We start from the raw sequence: 20,015 nt of genomic DNA, 5'->3' as shown, positions 1-20,015 counted from the left end.
CATGGTCCAACAGTTCCTGTCGGCTAAGTTACCGTTAATGGTTGGAAGCACCAATGTTCAGTAATTCTGCTGATCAACCGGCCAACAGTTAATTTTTTTGCTGCCGTCAGTTCTCGCCTCCAGGCCAGATAATGGGGAAGGTAACGAGTTGCAACCCCTTGGAATACGCCGCCAATCCAGCGTTTTAAATGACTGTGATAAGAATTTACAGTCTGGATGTGGTAGATGCCTTCAACAACATGTTGACCTGCTGATGTCACCAGCTCCTTGAAGACAAATCCAAGCTTGTCAGCAAGTTTTTCGTGAGCGAGGTGTGCATCCGCACAGACCGTGGCCTGTATCGATATGCGGCCATTTAAATGCCTGCACAATTCATTAGCACTTTCGTTTTCTAATACACCGTCAACGGTATTTCGATTACGGTCCCGAGCCACCATTACCGGGACTTTTCGGGCTTTGTTGGGATCATTACCCCGCTTTCGGGTTGGCCGTGGAAGGCCTTCTCTTTGCCCTTTGAAGGATTCACGGAAAAATGTTTCATCAAGCTCAGTAATGCCACAAAGCTCTTCTGCTTGATCATTATTAATCACTTCAAGAAAGCGGTGACGCCAGCGGAACGCAGTTTTCAAGTCAATGGCATTCTCAGCAGCAGCTGGTCGCAAGACCATAGAGTGAGTCATACCTGCGAGGTACTTGTTCCATTTTTCAGGGTGCCTGAGCCTTGCCAAAGGCGTTCCACTAAAGGCGTTAAACGTTGAGTCGCAAGTCTTGCAGTGGTAGCGCTGTCGGCCATTTCGTATGCCCCAGCGACCAACGCTATGGCTTTTGCATTTGGGGCACCTGGGGTTTTCGGCAAATTGGGCAAGTATGCTCTTTTCTACGTCAGGTGTTGCATTATCGTTATTGGGTATAGATTCACTGTAAACAGGTTCAGAGTCAGTGGTTTCTACTACCTCGGTAACCTCTATTTGAGTACTAAGGAGCGAGTTGTTAAGAATGTCTCGCTGTTCACTGGTTAATGTTGAAATGGAATCAATAAAATTCTGGAAGAGTTCAGATTGCATATCACTCCCCTACAACGTAGATTTTATGGGAGTTTAGCTGATTCAACCATTAACGGTAACTTAGCCGTTCCTGTCGGTAAGAGGCTGACTCTTGATCACATCTCTCCAGCGCTGAACTGCCGGGCTATCTGCCAGGTTTTTACCCGATCCTGCAATTTCGCCCAGCCTTCCCATACCACTAACCAGCCGGGCTGCCCTGTATGCTTTGAATCACCCCAACCACCAAGCCGAGCAATCGTTTGAAGCAGCCAAGTGACTGTTGGCGGCTTATCGGGCAACGCTTTTTTTTCATAGGTTAGCCAGAGAACCTGCCATTCATCATCACTGACCACCTCATTCGCGAGTGTTTTTTCACTCCAAAGCTTTCTGTCTTTGTGCTGCCTGTCATTCGGTAACATTAATGCTTCACGGATTTGCATTAGTCTGACAGCGACAAACATTAATATGACCGCAAGTCGTTCAATGTTATCCGGAGATTGCAGACGAAGCCTTTCTACTCCTGCTCCCGATTTCCAAGCCTTATGGAACTCTTCTATTCGCCATCGGAGCTCGTAAAATCGAATGATAGAGCGACAGTCTTCGAATGTTTCAATATCTTCAGTTGTCAATAGTACCCAGTGCAAACGGTCTTCGGAGTCATTGCCAATCTCTTCAGCCGACACAATATTCATAGTTAGTTCTCGTCCAAAAACGCATCAGGCAATCATAATTAGATTGTACGTGCGTTTTGATATTTCCTGAAATTCCAGAGAGCCGCAAAAACTCTTCCCTTTTTTTCTCTAATCTGGGACGGATATTGGAGAAAAACGCGAAAAGCAGGCAGAAAACATCCTCCCACCATGCTGGAAAGGTACTTTCATGTAGCGTGGAGGTGGCTATCAGGATGGTGCCGGGTGTCTGGCCAGAATCACCAGGTTGTAACAGACCACCGATAACCAGCAATGAGAATCAAAACGCTCAGAACCCTTGCAGTGGCAACGTGATAGCCCAAAACATCTCTTTAGCCACGAAATTCCCGCTTCAATACCTGCCCGGAAGCGAAAGAGCGTTTTATACACATACTGACTTTTAGTCATCTCTTCGACTTCAAGTCCGCGCTTCTTATTAAAAGCTACATCGCTGATTCCCATGGCCTTGGCTTTTTCCAAATTAGCGCGACACGCGTATCCGCCGTCACCGCTTGTCTGGCGAGGTACACGACCATAAATTTCTTTTTGTCTTTCCATCATCGGAATGAATTGGTCCGAATCCGCTGGGTTACCTTCCTCAATAACCAGGTCCAGGATCAATCGACTTTTTCCCTGAACCAGGTTCAGTTTATGGCCATACTGTACTTGCCGCCTGTCTTTTACGATGATATCCGTATGGGGTTCATACAGGCTAACCACTTTTTCCTGGGCTGGCACCTTTTCACCCTTAAAGACCCTGCGCTCTGTCTGGGAGACTATTGCATCCACCAGGGGTAACAGGTGATCCACATCGGCCTGCCACTTGTCGGCATCATCAGCCAGGAGACACTGCCCCTGCTGACGGGCGTTTGCTAGCGTGACAGTAGCTTCGATAAGTACCTTCCGGGATTTTCGGGTCAACTGCAGCAGTTTTTTATAATGCTGATGCCGCTCTTCTTTGCCAGCGTAGATGCATTTTCTGGCCGCATCTTTTACGGCTCGGTTGTGATGGGTATATTCATAAAGCGGTGTCGCTGTCAGTGTTTGTCCCCGTTCCAGCAGCCGACAAATTTCTTTAACGGAACTGGCTAAAAGATCACTGTCGCAAGGAGGTTTGATATCCGATTCGGTGACTGTGCTGTCAATAGCCACAGTGCGCCCTTTTTCAATACCCTGATCTTTAGCGGTCATTAGCTGACAGTTATTAATCCGTTCCCATGTAGATGCAGTAAGAAGGCTGATGAGCCCATGCAAACTGGAGCGACTGGGGCGCTGGTTTGGTTCGAGGCGACAAAAGTCTCGAAAGAGCATGGAGTCCATCAAAACAAACGACAAGTAGTCATAATCACAATTCAAATACTGTTTCAGGAGTGCCGCACGAAGAACGGATTCTGCTGATAGTCCGTTCCGCCCAGTGTTCTGTTTATCACAAGAACTTAAGTCCTCATAAATCCAGTCATTGAACTGTGGATGGGCGTCAAGCCATTGCGAGATACCGGAAAGCTGGGAGCAGATTTCATGAGGTACGTAATGGAGTTCCATACTACACTGCGGGTTGCGTTTTTTGCGCATTTGGAGTCCTCTGTTTTTGGCAATCCCTTATGTTTCTTGCTCTTGGGAAGTTTAGTCGCCAGATAGCAGTAGGGCTCCACTTAATTTTTCAGGATAAAATCTACAGTTTTCAATTGGTTGTGTTTTTGGACGAGAACTAGCTATCCCGGGTGCCTGATTGGGACGGCTATTACTATTATGGAACGTCTCCTGATCAGCAATTTCTGCCAGTGCGGGGGAGGCCGACACTGATGCTGGCGACATTGCCCCGATCGATCCGAACAGTTTGCCAAGTCCCTCTTTGATGTAATCCAGTACGCCTGTTTGCCGGGTAGCCGAAGAGGTTTGTGGTGGTGTGGGTGCCTGGTCAATGTTTCTGCGCAATCGTCTGTGGTACATCGGGAGTTCAGGCGTTGAATCAGGGGGCATCCGGACTGACGGATCGTCATAATTGGCAAGTATAATGCGATAGTCGTTTGGTTCTTTAATGACATCAAGAAACGTGCGAGGATCGAACAGCACATTATCCCCTGCTTCACTCAGTGTAGCTTCATCAGTAAAGTGGCCCTCATCCCGCAGATGCAGAGCCTGAACGTCGTCAATAAACCGGTTTTTTTCCTGTTCCATGACCGACGCCAGTAGTTGCTGGTTATAGGGTGCAGACTGTTTGGCGATGACATCGCTGCTGATCATTTTGCTGCCATGTTTGGCAATAGACGACCAAAGATCTTTGCGTTGTTGCAAAACCGGGCTGGTAGTGCCGGACTCTCTTTCCTGCTGTTCCAGTTCGTCAACTTTGCTTGTGCCCTGCAGAAACATTGAGAGATCAACAAGAAATTGGTTGAATTGATTGGGTGAGTCAGGTGATGCACGTTGCTGGATATCATTGATTACCTTGAGCAAATTGGCTGGGTGTAAGGTTTCTTTTCCTTCCGGGTTGGACACGGTAGCTCGAAGCTTCAAAACTTCTTCCTGGCTCAGTTTGCCCGGGTCGATATAGCCCACATCAATAAACAGCTGAAGACGTTGGTCGTTCAGTGAGGCATACATCTGCTGAAATGTGTTGGTCAGGGTATCAGTGATGATCGTTCGGGCTGCTGGTAGTCTATGATCATTATCCACCGGTACAGAGCGTAATGCCTTCAGTGTCCGGTGGGCATGTTTGTAAGTGTTAAGAAACCCCTTATCGAATACATCATTCAGAGTATTGAGGGTATCTCCGAGTATAACCCGGGTTTGGATACTCTTTTTTTCCTTACTGGTTGTGGTTAGCTGGTGAATATGCTCCAGGGCCTGTTCAGAGGTTTTGTTGATGGAGTGGTTAAACCGGTCTTTGATCTGTTCGTTCCTGGCAGAAAATGCCTTAACCAGCCGGGGGAAAACCAATTGGTTTGGTGCATCGTGTTGAGTAGAGGGCTTGCTGGAGGTGTTTGTTGACGTTGGGGCTTCGCTGTCAGTGCTATCAGTCCTTTCCCGGGTTGTTGATGGGGTGGGTTGAGTGGTTGAGGATGCAGCCGTGTCACTGTTGGTAGAAGAGCGACGAGCAGATGATGGTTGTGCGATTGTGGTCTCGCCTGTGGTGCTTGCTGATGCAGTGGCTCCGGTGCTGGGCGTATCAACAGTGGTTAATGTATTGGGCAGAGTAAATGATGAGGTGGTTGTGCTGCTATTGCTGGAGCGACGAGCAGATGATAACTGCCTGGTGGTTGTTTCACCGGTTGTACTTGCTGATGAAGTGACTCCTGAACTGATTGTATCTTCAGTGGTTTCTGTGGTTGACGAAACGGTTGTGTTGCTGTTGGTGGTGCTTGTTGTTGTTGTGACTCCTGCCCTGATGGTGTCTTCAGTTGTTGCTGTGGTTGGTTGATTGGTTGATGAAGTGGTTGTGTCACTTCCGGTAGAGGATTGAAGGGCAGATGACAGCGATCCACTGGTGGTCCCACTCACAGTACTTGTTGGTGTTGTGGCCTCTGCGTTGGTTGCGTCTTCAGTTTCTGCAGTGGTTGGTTGACTGGTTGACGAAGTGCTTGTGTCACTTCCGGTAGAGGATTGGCGGGTAGATGACAGCGATCCACTGGTGGTCCCGCTCACAGTACTTGCTGGTGTTGTGGCTTCTGCGCTGGTTGCATCTTCAGTTGCTGCAGTGGTTGGTTGACTGGTTGACGAAGTGCTTGTGTCACTTCCGGTAGAGGATTGACGGGCAGATGACAGTTGTCCACTGGTGGTCTTACTAACAGTGTTTGCTGGTGTTGTGACTCCTGCACTGGTGGTGGCTTTAGTTGTTGCTGTGGTTGGTTGATTGGTTGGCGAAGTAGTTGTGTCACTCTCGGTTGAGGAGTGACGGGCAGATGGCAGCTGTCCGCTGGTCGCCTCACTCACAGTGCTTGCTGGTGTTGTGAATCCTGACCTGGTGGTGTCTTCAGTTGTTGCAGTGGTAGGTTGATTGGTTGGCGAAGAAGTGGTTGTGTCACTTTCGATAGGTGAGTGACGGGCAGATGGCAGCTGTCCGCTGGTGGTCCCACTCACAGTACTAGCTGTTGTTGTGACTCCTGCCTTGGTGTTGTCTTCAGTTATTGCAGTGTCCGTTATTTTTTCGGTTGGGTTTGTATGATCGGAAATAATAGCGGTCTTTTCTTGTAGGGTGCTGTCGGATGTCGGTGCTGCTGTTGCCGAATGTTGCGCTGTGGCCTCCTTGACTGCTGTGGAGGTTGGAGACGCCGTTGTGCTATCTGGAAAAATGGCAATACCTGCATTTGCACTGTTGCTGTTCCCGGAGGTTGATGATGTCACTGGCTCTGTTATTGACTGCAGCGTGGTGTGCTCTGCGACGACCGCCTGTTTTACTGGTGGCTGTGTTTTTGCCACTGAGCCTTGAGTGGTTTGCTTGTCAGACTGTTTTTGTTGATCGTTTTTGTGTTTGTCAATAGCGTCTTTTATACCCTTGACCGACTTTCCTAATGCTTTGGCTGCTTTATGTACTACGATACCACCAGCGGCTGCGCCACCAGCGCCGACTCCAATGCCGACTCCAACGCCGACTCCGGCACCGGCACCAGCACCAGCTCCAGCTCCAGCGCCTGCTCCAACGCCCGCTCCAACGCCTGCTCCGGCTGCACCACCTCCGCCACCTCCGCCGCCTCCGCCACCACCTTCACCACCTTCACCACCTTCACCGCCTTCACCGCCTTCACCATCGCCGTCTCCCTGACGTCCACAGCCGCCAATTGACCGTTTGCATTTAAGGGCCTGTTTTAATAATTTTTTGCCTACTTCCTCACCGGCTTTCTCTACGCCCTTTTTAAGGGCTTTGCTTCCAGCTTTTTTTCCAACTTCTTCCCCAGCTTTTTCCCCGGCCTTTTCTCCGACTTCTTCCCCAGTTTCTTCTCCGGCTTTTTCTCCAACTTTCTTTCCGACTTCCTTGCCAAGTTTCTCTCCAAGTTTTTCCACAAGTTTCTTCCCAAATTTCTCACCTACCTTTTTAGATATCTGGCCAACGACGTTTGTCAGTCTTTCGCCAACATTCTCAGTGAGCTCACTGGCCAATTCTGACAGGCAGCCGGGGCAGGCTATCTTGAATGCCGTCAATGCCCCGCCAACCGCCATTGCAAAACTGGAAACTCCACCAGCGACGTTGCCTCCGATGCTGGAATGTTGTGTGTCTGCGGTATTTCGGGCGGGATTGTGGTCAGGATTAGAGGGGGCGGGGCGCTGGTCAGTGGCTTCAATGCCCGTTGTACCAGGCTCCAGCAGTTCAAGAATGTCATGCTTGATGCCCAGTTTGATCAATTCACTGGCGCTGGGATTGGCGGGCATGGCTGTCTTACTGCCCGTATTGGCGGCAGCTGATGATTCTGCTTCAGCGTCAGTAATATGTTGGGAAATAGTGTTGAGCGTTTTAATAATATGGGCATTTAGTTGTATAACACTGATATCCAATGTTTCGGATTCTGGCACATCTTTAAGATTGGCCAGTACCTCACGCATCTGTGAAATCATTGGGTCTTTAATCGTGATGCTATTTACTGTTTCAGCGGGTGACTGAGAATGTTCAGGGAGCTTTTTGGGAAGTTTTAATCGTTGAAGATTTGCCTCTTCGCGAACTTCATGCAGGTACTCTTCAATAAACGCCTTGGTTTTCTCTACGTCAATCTTCTGCAGGCGCATGGCCGGGTTAGTCATGATGTCCTTGATGCTTAATGCCGAGTCTGGAAATGGTTGAAGTTGTTCCAGGGGAGACAACCTGTTTGCCGCTATTTTGACAAAGCCTGTATTTTCCATTGCTTCTCCGGTTACAGAATTCTGAGGAATTCTATAAATTCTGGCAAACTCCTTCAGAGTTTCGGGTATTGCATCTTTCAGCTCTTGAAGTGTGGTGCCGGTAACGACAGTCAGGCCAGTATTTATATCATGAAGGGTTAGCTTGTACAGATCTGTGGATTTCCTGATTGAACAGTAAGCGACGTGCCTTGCTTTTGGTCTGATAATATATTGGAGGAGATCAGTGGCAAAGTTGTCATCAGGTAGTAATTGGTTAATCAGGTCATTGAGACAATTAAAATTAGGAGTACGATATCCATGCTGGAAGTTCCTTCTGACATTTTCCAATATATTGATTAGATCTTTTACCCAGAGACTTTTATCGGGTAATCCAAATGCCAATGATTCATTGGGTGTATCTTCAAAGTCTGCAAAGGATAGTTCTTGTAAAATGCGTTTTACTTCAAATGCATATTTCGAGTAATGGGTACCGGTTAATATTGATTCTGCCATGCTTAGCAACGAATCTGGTAATAAGTTGTAGAGGTCTGCTATGGCCAGGCTGATTGCATCTCCGTAACAGATACCTTCAGAAACGTTATCTATCAGCCGGTGCAAGCGCAGGGGGTCATAGAATGTGTATGCATAGTTAATTATTTCATCTAGCGGTAAGTAGTTGATAATTTGCTTTCGGATAAATTGACTGAACGATTATTTAGTATTTGCAAACGAAATCATATGACTCTCTCCAAATGAAGCGAACACTCGTTCAACTTCCTTTTCAAATTCCGTGAAACTCTTGATTGACAATAGATTGAGCCATTCATACTTTACTTTCCTCCACAGGATCTCAATCAGATTGAGTTCAGGTGAATATGTTGGAAGAAAGCAGATCAGTAACTTTTTCTCAAGAGTCCAGTCAGCGATTCTGTCACGAAACTTTTTGCTGGTATGAATACTGGCATTGTCCACCATAACTACGGTGTAGCGGTCATTTGAACTGTATTTTTCATCCTCCATTTTCTCTGTGAAGTCGTCAAAGGCTGCAATCACTGTATCACTATTCACAGAGCCCACAACAGGGTAATGAAACAGCTCACAGCTCCGATTCATAAAGCCCAGCACGTTGATGCGCTTACTTTTGACTGATGGAATTCTGAGCTGCTTTCCTTTTTCCTGCCAGCCATATGGCACACAAGGTTCTTGAGTAAATCCGGACTCATCAAAATAAAACAAGTTTATTAACCCTTTGCGCTCAGCTTCCTGGGCGTCTTTCAGTGCAGTTTTACAACGCTGGAAATGCTCTTCGTCCCGTTTATGTTTGCACGATTTACGGAGTCTTTTGTAAACCAGTCCTAACTTTTTTACGATGTTGGCCAGAGTAAGTTTTGATGAGGATTTACCGGTCTCATCCTCAATTTTGGATTTTACATACGATAAACGACGAGGCTCTTCTGCTACTAACTCTTTTATGCGTTGCACTTCAGATTCATCATATATGCAAGATCTTCCACCACCATGTTTCTTATACAATGCACGAATACCATAGTCCTCCCAATCATCAATCCATTGGGAAACGGTCTGATATTTAATCTCAAGGATTTCTGCAATTTGCTCAAGGGTAAAGCCTCGATTACTCAATAGAAGACCATGAGCTCTTTCCCTGATACACCTCAGAGGGCCGTAGTGCTTGGCGTATTTCAAAGTTAATACAACAGCTTCATCAGTGATATTGACATACTTCATAGGTTGGGGACGTTTTAGTTCAAGACCCACTTATAATAGATTAAGGATCTCTTTCTTTGTCTGCCTGATAGTACGATCAAAATATCCATAAGCAAACTTTTAACTACTTATTGAAGCCGAAAGATCATCAAGCCCAAAAGCAAGTTTCTCAAGACCATCAACATGCAACTGTTTGAATCTTTTAAGATCTTCTAAAAGGTCTTTATGAGGATTGTCTAATGCTTGTGCCTGAGAATACCGGCCGGACTTGCCATAGTACTCTCCATAATCGAAAAGGATGTTGACTTTAAGGGCTATTCTTAAGGTAGACATTAAGCCCCACCCACCGCACAAAGGCCTAATCTTGTACGCCCTGAACAACCATCCCGTGCAGGGTGTTCTCGTTTCGCATTATTTCCCCAGAAGTCCAGTAGCTTTTTAATGCATGAGACCAATGACTTTCCTGCATTCATCAACGATGAAATCACATTACCAAACAGGTGAGTCCCACTTTTCATCACCTTGTGCGTCGAGATTTCCTCAATGCTCCCACTTTCACAGAGGTTCGCCTGTGCAGCATGGGCAAGGTACCTTTTCAACGTCACAACCACAAAGGACATCAGAATCAGGCTAAACACCAGTGTCGCTGATTTGGTGTTAAAACGATGCCACCCTGAATAGGATTTGATCTCTTTGAAAATCAGCTCTATCTGCCACCGTAGACGATAGGCCTGGAGCACATCACTCAAGGTGAACTCCACCCGGTTCAGGTTGGTCACAACGAAAACCCACTTCTGTTTTTTGTCATTCCAGCGGACAACCAAGCGGAATGGCCAGGCTTTGAATCCCGGCCATTCTACATCCAGGTCGAGGCACTGGTCTTTGGGGAAGCCAGACAGTACATCCTTCAGTTTTTGTCCTTTGTAGCGATTGAGATTCTTGCCATCCTCCCGTACCGCGCTGAGTATCGTCGGGTTGATACTCTGAGGTGCCTTGCAGATAAAAGAACCCTCCCTGTCATCAATAGCGGCAAAGAGTTCCAGCTCAAAATAACCGGCATCCATTAGCATCAGGATATAGGCCATGGATGTTGGCAGTGGTGGCAGACAGTCTCTTTCTGAACGGGTATCTTCAGTCAGCTGCACCCGCACCAGGTTGTTGGTGAGAAGATCCATTGTCGTATGAAGCTCGACGGCAGCAGGACTGACCGTTGAGAACCTGCCGGGAAATGCTTCTTTCAGGGCATCATAGACAGCTTGTGACGAACCGTCCTGAATCAGAATGTGCTCAAACTCTGAAAATGGACTGTCTTCATCAAACGCCATGACTTTGCGGGAAAATATTTCCAGACACTGCACCCATAGCCACAGGATAAGAGTAGGCAGCGCGTCCTTTTTAGCTTGATTTGCCCAAGAACGATAAGAGACATTCAGCCCCGTCAACTCGTTAAATTTACGGTGTAGATCCGCCTGGGTATCGCAGTTTCCATCACCAGCGAGGGCATCGATCAGTGAGAGGATAAAATCCAAAGGACGGATATCTCGCTGTCGTATAGTAAAACCAAGCTGTTCCGCCATACTTAGGAGTTCTGACCGGTCGAAACAGGTCAACAGTTTTTTTCAACTAATCTACTATTTGCAGTACTCATCTTGTTCAGCCATTGATAATGGTTTCGAAGCTTTATTGTGGCTGTTCAAGGTGGGTTCTGCCGCCGGAAACGAACCTTTTTTGAGCTTAATGTCTACCCTAAGAAGGGCTATTTTGCCAACTTCGCCGAATTCACCTGTAGTGAGCAGAGACTTGATTGCCGTCTCATATTGGTCCATCGCTACCAGAATGGCTCCGGGGGATTTTATCTGGTTAAATAGTTCCTGGAATTCATGTCCCGGTATTTCCTGCTGCGTGCGCATGAATTCCATAAAACGGCTGCGTTCTTGCTCAAACCCTTTAAAAAAAGCTCTCATCTCATCATTCATTGGTGCCTTTTCAAACTCATAAAGGCTCTTTAACAGCAGTTTTGTCATCTCTGATATAGGAGATCTGCGATGTCTGTCATGGGGGCTTTGGGTGGGGTTTACGTATCTTTCCAGTTCATTCAGGGTGTTCTGAAGAATTTTTTCATAGTGTTGAGCAACAGCAGGATTAGATTTTTGGCTCTTTTCGTATTGCAGACTGCTGATTTCATAAATCAGGCTGGAATCCTCCTGTGGCAGGGCTTGGCAATATTTAGCCAGCAGTTTCCTGAAGGCATTGTATATCAAGGCCTTTGGCCAATTTTCATTGCAGAGCAGTCTGTAACCCGAAAAGAGCCAGATTTTTTTATGGATCTGGTAAAAGCCGAGACGATGATCAGCAGACTGAAAACCTGAAGAAACTTTATCTCTTGATCAATAGCTGAGATGAGTTGGGTCAGGCTGACTTTTGGGTGTTGTGTCTGATAAGACAAAAGATTTTCTGTAACTGTTCAGCACCCCCACATAAATCTGGAATTTTCTGATTTTTATACCATCCTCTTAAGCACCATTTTTCCACAATATTCGCCAGCATGATTCCAGAACTACCCGCAACTATGTCGGCTGAGATTCTCTTGAAAGAGAATGCAGAGCTGCGGATGAGAGTTGCCTGTCTGGAAGAGCGATGTCGAGAATTGGAAGAAAAGGTTGGCAAGAACAGTCAAAACAGCAGCAAGCCGCCATCGTCTGATGGTTATCAAAAACCTTGTAAAAACAGTAATTCTCCAGATCATTCTGACGACCTTTCCGCAGATAAAGATACCGATCCATCGGATGAAAAACCCAATCCTAAAAGTCTGAGACAGTCTTCTGGTAATAAAGCCGGTGGAAAGAAAGGGCATCAGGGCACTTGTCTTAAACAGGTCGATATCCCTGACTATATTGAGTACCTTCCGGTTAAAGAATGCAATAAATGTCAGGCGTCTCTTCTTGATAGTGAGCCGGTCAAATATATTGAACGACAGGTGTTTGAACCAGGGAGACCGGGTGAATTTGAAGTAACGGCCCATAGAGCTGAAGTAAAAATCTGCACTTGTGGTTGTCGGAATCAGGCTGAATTCCCGGAAGGTGTTACCGCTGCCGCACAATATGGCTCAGCCACACAGGCTATGGCCGTCTATCTTAACCAATACCATTTCCTGCCTTTTAAGCGCGTGTCAGAGTATTTTAATACTCTCTATAAAATGAGTGTAAGTGCAGGCACTGTCGCCAATTTTGTGGCCAGAACCTATGAAAATCTGGCTTCTACTGAAGAGGTTATTCGTGACGCCTTGCGGGAATCGTCTGTTGCCGGAGCCGATGAAACGGGTATGCGGGCCGAGGGCTCTTTGCACTGGCTACACGTTATGCGGGATGAACAATGGACGCTCTACTACTTGTCTGAAAAGCGAGGTCGTGAGGCCATGGACACGATGGGCATACTGCTAACATTTGCAGGCGTTCTGGTTCATGATCATTGGAAATCCTATTTTGCATATGCGGCAACTCACGTACTTTGCAATGCCCATCACCTGAGGGAGCTTTTGGGTGTTGTTGATAGGGACAGCAATCAACTGGCGTTGCGATTGATGAAGCTACTGAGGCTTTCCTGGCATTACTGCAAGGGCTTTAAGACCATAGGTATGCTACAGATGCCAAGTGTTGTCTGTGAACGAATCGAGAAGATTTATGACCGGTTGCTTCAGCGGGCTCTAATGAAAGAAGTCGTCTATATGGAGAAGCAACGAGAGGAGCTTAAGCGCAAGAAAGTCAAGAATACTAAAGCTTACAATCTCTTCAAACGACTCACTGAGTTCAAGGCTGAGACACTGCGCTTCATGTCAGATTTTACCATTCCCTTCGATAACAATGGCAGTGAGCGGGATGTTCGAATGGCCAAGTTAAAGCAGAAAATCTCAGGCTGCTTCAGGAGTGCAGACGGTGGTTCTATGTTTGCACGGATTCGCAGCTATTTGTCGTCTGCCAGAAAACAGGGAATGGACATATATCAATCACTTCATAGAGCTGTTCGGAATTACTGTAATATGCCTTTGCTCAGTGCTGAATAGTTACGATTTTCTTTGAGCCCTGCCATCAAGGTGAATTCCACGCTGTCCGCTACCAGCGTCTGCAATGATGGCAGTGACGTGGTTGGACTAATAGCAGTGGTCGATGGCGATGTTATTACCGGGCTTGATGTGGCTATTGACTCCCTGGTCGTTATCGATGTTGATGCCGATGGTAGGGGAGCAGTAGTGGGCAGTTCAACATTGTTGATGCTGCCGTCCTTTGTTGTTGGGTCAGGGATTCCGGTATCTGATTTATTATTGTCCGTCGAATTAGTCGACATAGGATTGTTACTAATTTCACCAAAATTCTTCCTGATTACCACTGATCGTACGTCATGACACAGGGAAAGATAATTTAAGAATATACGTGCAGCTTTTCATTCTTTATGTCTATAACCCGGTAAAGAAATAAGGCTCTTTTCGGGTTACAGACTGCTCTGCAATGAAAATTGGCCAAAGGCCTTGATATACAATGCCTTCAGGAAACTGCTGGCTAAATATTGCCAAGCCCTGCCACAGGAGGATTCCAGCCTGATTTATGAAATCAGCAGTCTGCAATACGAAAAGAGCCAGAAATAATAGAACCTCTCCAGTATTACCGGTGGAGCAGGCATCATGACGGCTTGTTCTCCAGATTATCAACTAAATTCGGTTTCATAACCGCTCCGAACAAGCAAAGACCCACATCATCATTCGAAATAATGATATTAATACGTCAACTGACTTTCAATTATCGGTTGATGGCTAACCCGGTTTCCACTGGACGTCTGGCAGTTTGAGAAGTCGATCCGGCATCGGTGCTGTATTGACTGCAGCCCGACCTAGCCTTGAGATCATTGAAGGCATATCAAAACGCCGGTTAAACCGATAGTTGAACTCTGATAGATAACGGCCCAGATGCTTGGGGTCGAGCTTATGGTAAGTACCGGTAATCGCTGTTTTCACGTTTCCCAGCATGGTATTTACCCAGGTGAACAACTCATTCTCCATGGATGCATGCCCACCACCGGTAATGATGGCTGTGTGCTGGCATCCGGCATCTTCAATACCCCGGAAACAGGACAAGCCATCGCTGACGGCCCGGACACCCTTTTTCAGGGCATGTTCTGCCCACTCCTGAATGGTTTTTCGCCGGAAGTTATCAACGGCATTGAACTTCATGTAGATAGGGTGGTTATCAGCATCTGTCTGAACTGCGGCCACGAAGGGGGCTTTGTTCTCTGAGCCTCTGCCCCGGCGGCCTCTGTGGCGCTCTCCGCCCCAATAGGCGTCATCAATCTGAACAAAACCACTCAACTGCCAGCTGTTATCTCTTTCCATCATGACCTGCATGAGTTTGTGTTTCATGCGCAATGCGGCATTGTAGGAAATGCCAAGTTGTCGATGAAGCGTCAGGCAAGAAATCCCCGCTTTATTCTGGGTGACGAGATAGATACCCAGAAACCAGGTAGCTAGAGGCAGCTTTGTTGAGTCAAAGATAGTGTTACTGGTAAGCGAGGTTTGGCAACGGCAGCAATTGCACTGGAATTCAGCTTTCCGGTGAAGCTTGCAGAAACTGCGGGAGCCACACTTCGGGCATTGGAAGCCATCTGGCCAGCGCCAAGAGGACAGCGCGTTCTCACACTGCTCTTCACTGCCGTAATTAGCCAGAAATTGCATAATGCCAAGGCCTTTTTGGAACTGAATGGTGTTTTTACACATCAGTTTTACCTCCAAAACACATGACTATCGACGTTTATTATAGCAGCTGGCTCACGACGTAGGGTCGGTGGTAATCAGGAAATTCTTTACTGGCTGATTAGATGGAATCATTTTAAAGGTCACATTCCCATGAGGCTCTGTGGTCGTATCCGGAACATGACGTTCAGTGACTTCGGGATGTTTCGTTGTCCCGGCGGATGTATTGGTTTGATCAGCGGGTTCTGCATTACTGGTAGCGGCGTGTTCCGGGGGATTTGTTCTCGGTCCGGTGTTTTGAGGTTTTAGGGTATGCGGGGTTGAGATCTCGTTAGCAGGGCGACCTTCAGGAAAATGTTCTAAATATTGATGGATTTTTTTTAATTCTTTGGCAAATTCAATCACTCTGATTTCACCGTCAGATAATTTTTCCCCCTTTGATTTTCGTTCCATCAATTCTTTGAGTGTGTGAGAGAATCCATGCTTTTCAATATTGACTGGGCTTTCATGGTCTGGTGATGGTGACGTGTTAATCTTTTTAGTTGTTTTATCGTGCAAACTGATATCTACGCGGTGAAACTTGAAATTGCTCTTTGTTTCCTGGCTTTTTGGAGGCAGAGTTAATCGATCAGACGATTGAGCCTGGGTCGTGTTGTTGATCATGGGGGAAGGTATTGATGGATAGGATTGAGTGTCCATTGGGTTTTCCGTTGGTGCGGGTTAATAACGGTTAATGATGATTAAAGGGCATTAAGAGCAGCTGTGAACCACTATGATTGAGAGTATAATTGCCGGTCCCGGAATAACAGCCGAGCTGCTGCCTCAAAAACAGCATGTTGGTCTTCCGGGTCAGGTAGCTGGCCTCTTGCCTCCGTAAAATCAGCTGTATTGTTCATAAGGTAATGGGCAAGATTGTTATAGCCGTCATTCAGCACTCAATCTGAGAATTTCCCTACACCGGCTAAAATGTAAAAAATTCTCAGAATGAACATGTCCAATGCATCCTCATCAGTTCCACATTCAACGTATCGATCATATGGGTTTGGTTGCCGGTATGTGCAAAGAACTCGGTATCTCTAATCATCTGGATTCCCTGGTTCCTAACCAATCTGAACACCGGAATATTTCCTTTGGCGAAACCGTAGTATCAATGCTGCTTAACGGCCTTGGGTTCACTGCCCGCACGCTTCATATGTTCCCGGAGTTTCATGCTGATAAACCGCTGGATAAACTCATCAGGCCCGGTATTAAACCCGAACACATTAACGACAGTGTACTCGGCAGAGCCCTGGATCAGCTTTTTGAACTGGATGTAAGTGAGGTCTATTTATCGCTGGCTGTCAAGGCAGTGAATGTCTTAAAACTGCCGTGCAAGGCTCTGAACCTTGACTCAACAAGCTTGCATGTGGACGGCGTTTATAACAGCGAATCTGACGTCGACGAAGAAGATATGCACTGTATCAAACTCTGTCGTGGATACAGCAGGGATCATCGACCCGAGCTCAACCAGGCAATACTGCTGATGATGACGGAAAATCAGGCCGGTATTCCCGTTTTTATGAAAGCGTCCAGTGGCAACGTAAACGACAATAAAAACTTTAAAAAAGTCATCAGCAGCCATTTGAAATCCTACCGGGAAGCCCTGAATAATCGCTACCTGATTGGTGATGCAGCACTTTATACAACAGATAACGTACAGATACTTCATCAGCAGGGCCAGCAATTTATCACCCGGGTTCCGTCAAAAATCAAAGAAGCCAGAGAACTGATTGACAGTGTCGCTTCTTGTGAAATGACACCAGTGGAGGGTGCTGAGGGCTATGAGAGTCATGAAATGCTGTCAGATCATGCGGGTGTCTCCCAGCGCTGGATTCTGGTCCGCAGCGAGCAGGCTCGAAAGAGCGAACAAAAAACACTGCTGAAAAAAATGCTAAAGAAGTCTGAGAAAGAAGCAGAATCGCTGACCAGTAAACTGGCCAAAAAAGCCTTCAAGTGTGAAACCGACGCATTGCGTGCGTTCGATGAATGGCAGTCAAAAACTATTTATTGTCAGGCGGAACCTGTCATTACTGAGAAACCCTGCTATACCAAGGTAGGTCGTCCGGAGAAAGGCTCTAAACCGGACAGTATTGAATATGGCTCTTGTAGGATTTCAGACTGCTACTGGGTTGAACATTGCTGAAGCCCTTTATCTACAAAGGTTGTCAGCATATTGTCCGGTAATGTTGCCCAATCCTTGTTTTTCGTGACCTACAGTCAGTTTTCACTGTAGAGCAGTTCGTAATCAAAATAGAGCCTTGAATATTATGTGAGCGGATATCCTTGGGTATCCGTTGACTGTCGCAAAGATGCAGAGTGTTCTCTGGGTTGCTTTGTGCTGGCGACGAATGATCTGGACGACAGTCGGCTGAGTACAGCAGAAGTGCTAAGTACTTACAAATCACAACAGTCAGTAGAGCGTGGCTTTCGGTTTTTGAAGAGCCCGGAGTTTCTGGTTTCTTCGCTGTTTTTAAAGAAACCGGAACGAATAGAAGCCTTGCTGATGGTGATGACGCTGTGTCTGTTAGTGTATGCGGCGATTCAGCATCGAATTAGGCATGAGCTAAAACGACAGAGTCGGTTTTTCCCGGACATGAAGCGGAAACCCTGCCAAAACCCGACAGCGCGTTGGGTGTTTTTCTGCTTTCAGGGTATCAACGTGCTATTGGTCGATGGACATGAAAAGCATGTGGTTGGATTACAAGAAAGGCAGTTGACTATTATTTCAATTCTTGGGCGACCGTATCAGGAAATTTATTCCTGATACGGGTGCTGAATGACGGTTATAGAGTGTTTCTGTGTGGTTCTGTCTGAGCCATTGAAAAAATGGCAGCAAGCCCGGTGTTTCCTGAACCAGAGGAGCCTGCAGTGGTTTGGCCATTGTGTTGTCGGCTTTGTGGTCGGAGGCTACATAGTGGGCGACCGGCTTGTTGCTATCCTGATGGTGATGCGTGCCAGGGGCGCAGCATATATGCCTGATGGGTCTGGTTCTTTGAACAAAAACACCCTTCATTGGCGCCACTGTCGTCTCTGCCTTATTGGCTGGAGGTTGTATAACATCGTTTTTATTGACAAATGCTGGCGCGACGCTGGATGTTGTCGTGGCGTTCATAACCCTTCCCGGGGACTGATTGATTGCAAGGTATTATTATGATCATCTGTCAATACGGCCATAATCGGCATTTTCATTGAACGTTTCTTAGCAAACATTTATTCAGATAAAAAAGCTATCAAACGTCGATCAATGGGACTGCTCTGGTTTATTGCTTTGGTTAGAATAATGATCAAGTGGAACTTTAAGGTAGTCGCTTAAAAAGGGTTTCATAAAAGAATAATAATAATTTTTTTGTGTTAATTGCTCTGTACTTATAATCATTTTTTCGACCTTTCGGTTCTGTTTATCTATTTTTAAACAGGACTTAAATTTTAATCAGTTTTGCAGTTTGTTGGTGTCAATTGGCTGTTGCAAGAAATGCTGTAAATTCTCCGGGATGGTTAATTGTTGGATACAGGCAGATATCACCCGGTCAGGACAGTTTTTTTTGATGCTCTGTTTGACGGCTCTACCGGCTAATACTTGCAGGCTCTCAGGGGGGATAAAAGCAGAGTGCTTATTGATTGCTTGCCGACTCCTGGCCAGCTGATGAATCTCAGTCAGACGTATCAGGCTGTTAACATCGTTGTTTGAATATTGACTGCTCATCATCAGTGCACCAATGATTTTGTTTTTTTCAGTTAAGACACTGTACTTAACTGGTTTCATAGTGCCATTAAATACGGGATGGTTCAGTTCAAATTTGCCAAGTAGTTTTTCTTTGTTTTTTTTCACATTGAATTCGCGAATTGGTATTTTATTAATAACCTCGCTGAGCGCTTTCCTGAAGTTCATTCGGTGTGTCAGATCAGCATTTGATTGCACCAGTTCCGAAACTACATCAACGTGATCGTTGATGATGGCAAAGCCGATGGGTGAGAGGTGGTCGGGTTCAGGTCTTTGCTCATAACATGATGCTCGCACCCTGAATCCATTCGGATCAGCGCCGCCAGTTATCAACGCTTTGACGGATTGCAAACTGCCGACAGTGGCTGCCTTGTGCAGAGGTGAACGATGCTCATCGTAAGCTAAAACGTTCGGATTAGCTCCGGCATGAAGCAACAGGCGGATAAGGTCCGGGTCGTCATGCCTGACAGCATGGTGCAAGGGGCGACAGGCATCCCAGTCGAGCCTGTTAACATCAGCACCTGCCTGTACCAGGCACCGGGCTATCTGAATATTTCCCTCCAGGCATGCTGCGTGCAGTGGTCCGGGATTGCCCTCCCCATCATGATAAGCCTCGGGATTGGCGTTATGCTCCAATAGCACTTTTGCTGCCATGGTATGACCCTTCCTGGCAGCCAGATGTAATGGGGTACACTCATTGCAGGTAATTTCAGTGTTTGCTCCCAGCCAAATCAACCTGCGGATAGTTTCCGCATGTCCGCCAACGGTAGCAGCGTGCAGAGCGGTCCCGACTCTACTTCTCACTATATTCACAATTTGCGGCCGTCGTTTGATCAGGGCAGTGCAGGCTTCGGTATTGCCTGAGCTGGCAGCCTCATGCAGTTGAACCAAAAGAGGATCATTTTCTCTTGGATGTGGTGGTGGATAATGAGGGGCATAAGTCGTTTGGTAAAAGTTATACATGGCTATAAAAAATTCTGGCTCTTTTCGTATTGCAGACTGCTGATTTCATAAATCAGGCTGGAATCCTCCTGTGGCAGGGCTTGGCAATATTTAGCCAGCAGTTTCCTGAAGGCATTGTATATCAAGGCCTTTGGCCAATTTTCATTGCAGAGCAGTCTGTAACCCGAAAAGAGCCAAAATTCTATGAGATAAAAAATTTACGGATTCTTGGCTAACCGGATATGCATAAATCGAAGTATTATAGCGGAGAAAAATAATAGCCGAGAAGACGGTTTTGTCATTAGTGAATG

The 20,015-nt window shown here is 46.5% G+C and carries 17 protein-coding genes; 5 read left to right on the top strand and 12 right to left on the bottom strand.

The features are described 5' to 3' along the window. Positions 1-23: 23 nt before the first annotated feature. The 9 genes from MJO57_RS19925 to MJO57_RS19885 all read right to left on the bottom strand — a co-directional run bounded on the left by MJO57_RS19925 (position 24) and on the right by MJO57_RS19885 (position 11,812). Positions 24-1,064 (bottom strand): IS1595 family transposase, encoded by a 1,041-nt coding sequence (locus MJO57_RS19925; RefSeq protein ID WP_252017335.1) that lies wholly within the window; start codon positions 1,062-1,064, stop codon positions 24-26. A 95-nt stretch (positions 1,065-1,159) separates the two neighbouring features. Beyond that, on the bottom strand, positions 1,160-1,735 hold the full coding sequence (locus tag MJO57_RS19920; protein ID WP_252017317.1) for an IS4 family transposase: 576 nt from the start codon (positions 1,733-1,735) through the stop codon (positions 1,160-1,162). A gap of 207 nt (positions 1,736-1,942) precedes the next feature. Next, positions 1,943-3,304: an ISNCY family transposase gene (locus MJO57_RS19915; RefSeq protein WP_252018151.1), complete on the bottom strand. Its 1,362-nt coding sequence runs from the start codon at positions 3,302-3,304 to the stop codon at positions 1,943-1,945. Positions 3,305-3,355: 51 nt separating this feature from the next. Further along, positions 3,356-8,053, bottom strand: a complete 4,698-nt coding sequence (locus tag MJO57_RS19910) for a hypothetical protein (RefSeq protein ID WP_252018149.1) — start codon at positions 8,051-8,053, stop codon at positions 3,356-3,358. A 198-nt stretch (positions 8,054-8,251) separates the two neighbouring features. Beyond that, positions 8,252-9,316, bottom strand: a complete 1,065-nt coding sequence (locus MJO57_RS19905; RefSeq protein WP_252018147.1) for an IS630 family transposase — start codon at positions 9,314-9,316, stop codon at positions 8,252-8,254. A 69-nt stretch (positions 9,317-9,385) separates the two neighbouring features. Beyond that, positions 9,386-9,598 carry a hypothetical protein gene (locus tag MJO57_RS19900; RefSeq protein WP_252018146.1) on the bottom strand — a complete coding sequence of 71 codons (213 nt, stop codon included), beginning with the start codon at positions 9,596-9,598 and terminating at the stop codon, positions 9,386-9,388. Further along, a complete protein-coding gene (locus MJO57_RS19895) occupies positions 9,598-10,875 on the bottom strand; it encodes an IS4 family transposase (RefSeq protein WP_256491693.1) in 1,278 nt (425 codons plus the stop codon). The genes MJO57_RS19900 and MJO57_RS19895 overlap by 1 nt, the downstream gene beginning before the upstream one ends. Positions 10,876-10,896: 21 nt before the next feature. Beyond that, positions 10,897-11,526, bottom strand: coding sequence for a hypothetical protein (locus MJO57_RS19890; RefSeq protein ID WP_252018145.1), 630 nt, complete (start codon positions 11,524-11,526; stop codon positions 10,897-10,899). Between the two features lie 148 nt (positions 11,527-11,674). Beyond that, positions 11,675-11,812 carry a hypothetical protein gene (locus MJO57_RS19885; protein ID WP_252018144.1) on the bottom strand — a complete coding sequence of 46 codons (138 nt, stop codon included), beginning with the start codon at positions 11,810-11,812 and terminating at the stop codon, positions 11,675-11,677. Here MJO57_RS19885 and MJO57_RS19880 point away from each other — a divergent pair. Continuing rightward, positions 11,811-13,325 carry an IS66 family transposase gene (locus MJO57_RS19880; protein WP_252018143.1) on the top strand — a complete coding sequence of 505 codons (1,515 nt, stop codon included), beginning with the start codon at positions 11,811-11,813 and terminating at the stop codon, positions 13,323-13,325. The genes MJO57_RS19885 and MJO57_RS19880 overlap by 2 nt on opposite strands. A 30-nt stretch (positions 13,326-13,355) precedes the next feature. Further along, on the top strand, positions 13,356-13,664 hold the full coding sequence (locus MJO57_RS19875; RefSeq protein ID WP_252018142.1) for a hypothetical protein: 309 nt from the start codon (positions 13,356-13,358) through the stop codon (positions 13,662-13,664). Between the two features lie 405 nt (positions 13,665-14,069). Here the strand turns inward: MJO57_RS19875 and MJO57_RS19870 are convergent, their stop codons facing one another. Next, positions 14,070-15,026 (bottom strand): IS1595 family transposase, encoded by a 957-nt coding sequence (locus MJO57_RS19870; protein WP_252018141.1) that lies wholly within the window; start codon positions 15,024-15,026, stop codon positions 14,070-14,072. Positions 15,027-15,077: 51 nt separating this feature from the next. After that, on the bottom strand, positions 15,078-15,665 hold the full coding sequence (locus MJO57_RS19865; RefSeq protein ID WP_252018140.1) for a hypothetical protein: 588 nt from the start codon (positions 15,663-15,665) through the stop codon (positions 15,078-15,080). A 334-nt stretch (positions 15,666-15,999) separates the two neighbouring features. Here MJO57_RS19865 and MJO57_RS19860 point away from each other — a divergent pair, with 334 nt between their 5' ends. The 3 genes from MJO57_RS19860 (at position 16,000) to MJO57_RS19850 (ending at position 18,195) form a co-directional block, all read left to right on the top strand. Next, positions 16,000-17,184: an IS1634 family transposase gene (locus MJO57_RS19860; protein WP_252018139.1), complete on the top strand. Its 1,185-nt coding sequence runs from the start codon at positions 16,000-16,002 to the stop codon at positions 17,182-17,184. A gap of 126 nt (positions 17,185-17,310) precedes the next feature. Continuing rightward, positions 17,311-17,805, top strand: coding sequence for an IS1634 family transposase (locus tag MJO57_RS19855; RefSeq protein WP_256491752.1), 495 nt, complete (start codon positions 17,311-17,313; stop codon positions 17,803-17,805). Positions 17,806-17,817: 12 nt separating this feature from the next. Next, positions 17,818-18,195: a hypothetical protein gene (locus MJO57_RS19850; protein ID WP_252018138.1), complete on the top strand. Its 378-nt coding sequence runs from the start codon at positions 17,818-17,820 to the stop codon at positions 18,193-18,195. Positions 18,196-18,471: 276 nt separating this feature from the next. On the opposite strand, the gene MJO57_RS19845 is transcribed toward MJO57_RS19850, so the two are convergent. Further along, positions 18,472-19,725: an ankyrin repeat domain-containing protein gene (locus MJO57_RS19845; protein WP_256491750.1), complete on the bottom strand. Its 1,254-nt coding sequence runs from the start codon at positions 19,723-19,725 to the stop codon at positions 18,472-18,474. Between the last annotated feature and the right edge of the window lie 290 nt (positions 19,726-20,015).

The sequence above is a fragment of the Endozoicomonas sp. SCSIO W0465 genome, assembly GCF_023716865.1.
Classification (GTDB): domain Bacteria; phylum Pseudomonadota; class Gammaproteobacteria; order Pseudomonadales; family Endozoicomonadaceae; genus Endozoicomonas.
This window is presented reverse-complemented; position numbering and strand designations above follow the sequence as displayed.